A 4,706-nucleotide genomic window follows, 5' to 3' on the forward strand; every position below is an offset into this window, starting at 1 on the left:
AGTCACGGAGATGACTCTATGATCATATTCCCCGCTCTCACTAAGAAATAATACTAAAATATATTATTATTAGTAGTATAATTGAAAAATAACCAATTATACGAAAGCGAGGCATCCCGCTCTAACCCCAAATCTCCCGCCTTCTCCCGCCCAATGGTATACAAGATGCTCCATTGAGAGACATATGATGGCAGTCATATGATCTAGAAGCATGATCTGAAACACGGTGATATGAGTATTCATATATGGGATCGAAAAAACCACATCATCCGAACTTGATATTATCTTTATAAGGATCAGAATCTCTATCTTAAAAATTGAGGATTTATCAAAGAAGGGTACCAATAATGATCAGATTCTTCTCTCATCCCTTTAAAGTTCGGAGCATAATAGTTCAGATATATCATGTAATCGGTATTCTCAATAACACCCTCTGCATGAATCTTTGATAGGTATATTAGTAATATCAAATCAGGTTGAGTAACTATGCCTGCCATCATATTGCCCAGACTATCTTTGAACTATCTGTGGGATATGATACAAACAAAATAACAGGATTAATAACCTATTCACTTCTCATTATTACCTGGAATTCTGATAAAGGTATCAGAAGAGATCCTTCATAAGTGAGTGAGATTTTATGAGTGATAATACCATTAAAACTGTCAGTATCTTTTTCGCTGCCATGATCATCGTGCTCCCCATTGGATGGGGTCTTGTATCCAACCAGCCTCCAGGACCATACTTCACAACAGAGGTAAATCAGGTACTTGATGCTCTGAAGGCTTCAGGACTTACGTTCTGTGACCAGACCGAAACCACCTGGAAGGTTACCGGAGCAGAGGGAGGAAAGACTATCCTGATCTCTTCTGACTGTTCGAAAAAGGCAACCGATAAGGCGATATTTGTCCACACTCAAAAGTTTGACTCTGCCCAGGATCGTGACAACGCTGTCAGACTGATTCAGAGGACCATCAATATGAATCAGATCAATGGTGGAGTCTATACCTATGGTTCATATGTTGTAGCAGTCCAGGGCCCGACCAGTGGAGAGCCGATCACCGAAACAGAAACCAAGGTAAAGGCTGCATTACTAAAATAACCCTCAAATTCGAGGAGACTGACCAGACAGGATCCTCACCTCTTTTTTAGAACTATAACTGGTTGCTATCAGATCACGTTATGATTAGATCAGGTCCGGAACCTGTTGATCGGAACGAACCGGTCCCGGCATTAACCAGGTCAAGGAATTGATGCTCGACAAAATGGATGTTCTTCAAATTCCGTAGAGTGATACAGATTAAAGAAATTGTTGATTCCATAATAAATGCCGATAGAGTATCAGGATCATCTCCGAGATGGAGTATCGTATAAAAATACTTACCAGAATCTATTGACTGTTGTTTTGAAATGCCTAAATCCAGATCTAGTTCCAGCGTATTAGAAAATGCAGTTGAACCCATACAAAATCAACCGTTATGCTCCTGTTTGCATCTATCAGATTTATCAAAATACCTCTCTATTGAATTCTGTCATTAAAAGATTGAGAACCAATAAATTCGAATACACCCTCAAATGAGGATAATACATAACGATTTCCGGTGTGGGGAAATAACCAAGTGATTGTGATGGGGTGGTTTGTTTCAAAGGTAACTGCCTATATGGAGAAACCTTTTATCAGGTATGTAGTATCCTCATAAAAGAATTCACATACACCTATAAATAAAATATGCAACCTGTAGGTAGGGCATACAACCAATAAGTTGTTATCCATAATCTATCAACATCCACTCGGTAGTGTCAGTTATTTACTGTAAAGTTAGTGACCCTGATCTCTACACAAAGTCATTCAACTAATCCATATAAATTATAACTCGCTACTGCTACTTCTAACGGTGTTAGGGGGAGGGGCTTTGTGCCCCGATAACCCTTGAACGTCTCTTAATTTCTTATTCACCCTTTCCATCATGTTGGTCGTACTGATCTTTTTCCAGTTTTTTTGGAAGACCCGATAAATATGAATATCAGTTGACGACCGCTCAATTGTGTCAACCGCCTTATGATATCCATGATACTGAAGATCTTCACAAATGTCTTCTAAATCACCATTGTTCTTAAAAAATGCAGCATTTAACGATGGGCGGAAATCATTCTGGCTTTTCACCGGGATATTTCTCAGGATTGCTCTCATAAAATGGACAAGGTACATCTGCCAACTTACTCCAGTAAATGCTTTAAGGATAACTGCCTGAATGCCCTTATGACCATCTGATATAACCATTTGAACATCGGTGAGACCTCGCTCTTTGAGTTCTTCAAACAATGCTCTCCAAAAGAATTCATCCTCTCTGTCTGCAAGTTTCAATCCAAGAAATTCTCAGACACCCTGATCCAGATCATGAGCCATTCGTGAGATCGTATCTGTAGATATCCCATCTATCCCCGGTATTCCACGTTTGAATGAATTTTTCTGGGTGATACCCCTTGGATATACGATTCAACAATGTTATTTTCGATTGCTCGTTCAACTAGGGAGTACCGATCAAAAACGACTGTTTAAAACGATTTTTCCCGAAGGTCAGGTTTTTCGAAAATGATATTCCTATGTCGAGTCTTCAGAGTACGACTGCCCTTACCATTACGGTAGGTAGTTCTCGTTTCAGAGTGCTCATACCGCGAGGCGCTGGTTAGTTGTTCGATTTCCTACTCCATTACCTGGGATAAAAAAACGTGATGAGTTATTTCATTGCCTCATCCTGGTCAGTAAGATAATCTCTGACGAAGTCTAAAATAATTATAGCCCTATTCTCCGTTTTCCAAGTAGATACAGGGCCATCTTAATTTACAGCAGTTTCCCTACACTACCCCATGGTATTCTAGAATAGTTTAAAAATATCCAAATGGGTATTTTTAGAGAGTTTATACCTCTTTTGTCAGATTTAGACAATACCCATTAACGCTAATCTTTTCGTCTGTGCATTCTCCTTCAATCATATTCATTCCATCATCTGAAAGTGAAAAGGTATCATTAACTGGTGAAATCCATTTCATGGAGAGGGTTTTTCCATCGGCTGAAGTGGTCCCATTTACCAGACCGCCGAATTTTAAAGAGGTCAAAGGATGATAATCTCCGCTTACAGAATTACTATTCTGAATTAGGTTTATCACGTTTCTTTTGCTAATCCATATTCCTGTCCATTCCTGATCAGATACAATCGTGGTTCCATTCCTGGTTGCATTGAAAGTGTATGCGTATGGTTCGCTAACATTATCTACAGCATCCACGGTCCCGGCACCGTAAAACATCATCTTATCTTCGGAAAGATTCAGAGTTAGTGTCCCGGTCTCAGTCACTACACTCTGGAGTGTCTTGCCATCTTCTGAAAGAGTGCCTGTTAATCGGAAGGGATCAGCCACATCTGAATCAGTTACGATGGCTATCCCGTTGATGGTAGACCCGTCCTGAGAAAGAGATAAAGAATAATTAGCATCGGTCCATGTACCTGCCCATGGAGAATCCTGATGAGATGTAATGCCCGATTCATCAGCATAAACACCACAAAAAAGTGAACAGACTATACTCACTACTATCGTAACCACGAAATAATTCCCCGCATACATCTTCATAGCAGATACTATGGTGAATCTAATGATAAATTATTCTGATCCTGGGTTCATAGTTGAGATACTGATTCCGGAGGAGAGGTACAGGTTCACCAGATGATCCTTCTCTTCTTAAATTAAGAGAATTGTTCAGAAACGGGGTTTTATCCCTTACAGATCCTCTCCCGGAATCATCACAAATAATGAGATGTCTTTGCCCTCCTTGGTGATGTACCCATTTGCAAAGATGTTTCCTTCTACATCATGAGTAACCCCGAATGCATAGTCATCTTTGCCGGCAATACCTACATAAATCACCAAACCGCGGTCCCCGAATGTATTGTCCTTCTTTCATCAGGATGATACCTGATAATCTGGATATCCTTTTGCATCGAATCATTCCTTGTTCCGGCGGACTATCGTTCCATCTGGTTGCATCTCCATCTCAATACTCCGGTCCTGGTTGGCGTTTGGAGAATGCCATAGATAGGCACATAACATGTATCTTCCGCTTATCACCACGTAGGGAACACCATCACTCCCGGTCACAAGCCGGTAGTAACTCTTTTTCGGATAAATTCCAGAGAGTGTCGGATGTGAAAAAACATAATGAACCCAGCCGGTTCCGTGATCAACCGCTCCTTTGAGCATCTCGTCACGGAACATCTTCCCGGTTACATCTCCTTTCCCTGACATGTTCCTCCCTGCAAGATTCGGGTTCCCGGCATCTGCCATGTTTGTTCCGTTGAGCGAGTATACAAAGACATACAATCCGGGGATCACCGGATCTTTGTATGGAGGAATCTCTGCATTAATCTGCTCAAGAGTAACCGGAGCATCATGTGAAATTGCATCTGATGTGGTGTTTACAAGGTCGGTCACCATCTTTGGAGTGATCTCTGATTCTCCACATTCAACCGGCTGATATCGATTGATGATCTGTTCATATTCTGATGTACCGGTTTCTGACTGGTTCTTCCTCATATCCTGTAAGGTACCGTTCAACGAAGTAACAAATGCAGGGTACGTGTTTTTATTGAATGCGAAGTATTCATCAGTAGTCCCAATTTCCATGAATGATGAGAAGCGATCAGGATCATCTG

6 protein-coding genes are annotated in these 4,706 nt (G+C 40.8%); 1 reads left to right on the forward strand and 5 read right to left on the reverse strand.

Annotated elements, in window-relative coordinates; translation table 11 throughout:
* Positions 1-640: 640 nt before the first annotated feature.
* The gene (locus LUQ50_RS02235; protein ID WP_300035532.1) at positions 641-1,102 is read left to right on the forward strand and encodes a hypothetical protein; all 462 of its coding nucleotides are present in this window, start codon (positions 641-643) and stop codon (positions 1,100-1,102) included.
* Positions 1,103-1,867: 765 nt separating this feature from the next.
* On the opposite strand, the gene LUQ50_RS02240 is transcribed toward LUQ50_RS02235, so the two are convergent.
* The 5 genes from LUQ50_RS02240 to LUQ50_RS02255 form a co-directional block, all read right to left on the reverse strand.
* Positions 1,868-2,365, reverse strand: coding sequence for a transposase (locus LUQ50_RS02240; RefSeq protein ID WP_300035534.1), 498 nt, complete (start codon positions 2,363-2,365; stop codon positions 1,868-1,870).
* 191 nt (positions 2,366-2,556) lie between these two features.
* Positions 2,557-2,700 carry a transposase gene (locus LUQ50_RS15905; protein WP_367278939.1) on the reverse strand — a complete coding sequence of 48 codons (144 nt, stop codon included), beginning with the start codon at positions 2,698-2,700 and terminating at the stop codon, positions 2,557-2,559.
* 219 nt (positions 2,701-2,919) lie between these two features.
* Positions 2,920-3,600, reverse strand: coding sequence for a hypothetical protein (locus LUQ50_RS02245; RefSeq protein ID WP_300035536.1), 681 nt, complete (start codon positions 3,598-3,600; stop codon positions 2,920-2,922).
* A 174-nt stretch (positions 3,601-3,774) separates the two neighbouring features.
* Positions 3,775-3,924 carry a hypothetical protein gene (locus tag LUQ50_RS02250; RefSeq protein ID WP_300035538.1) on the reverse strand — a complete coding sequence of 50 codons (150 nt, stop codon included), beginning with the start codon at positions 3,922-3,924 and terminating at the stop codon, positions 3,775-3,777.
* Between the two features lie 75 nt (positions 3,925-3,999).
* A partial coding sequence (locus LUQ50_RS02255; protein WP_300035540.1) for a cache domain-containing protein occupies positions 4,000-4,706 on the reverse strand: 707 nt, incomplete at its 5' end.

This window comes from Methanospirillum sp. (assembly GCF_028679455.1).
Lineage (GTDB): Archaea > Halobacteriota > Methanomicrobia > Methanomicrobiales > Methanospirillaceae > Methanospirillum.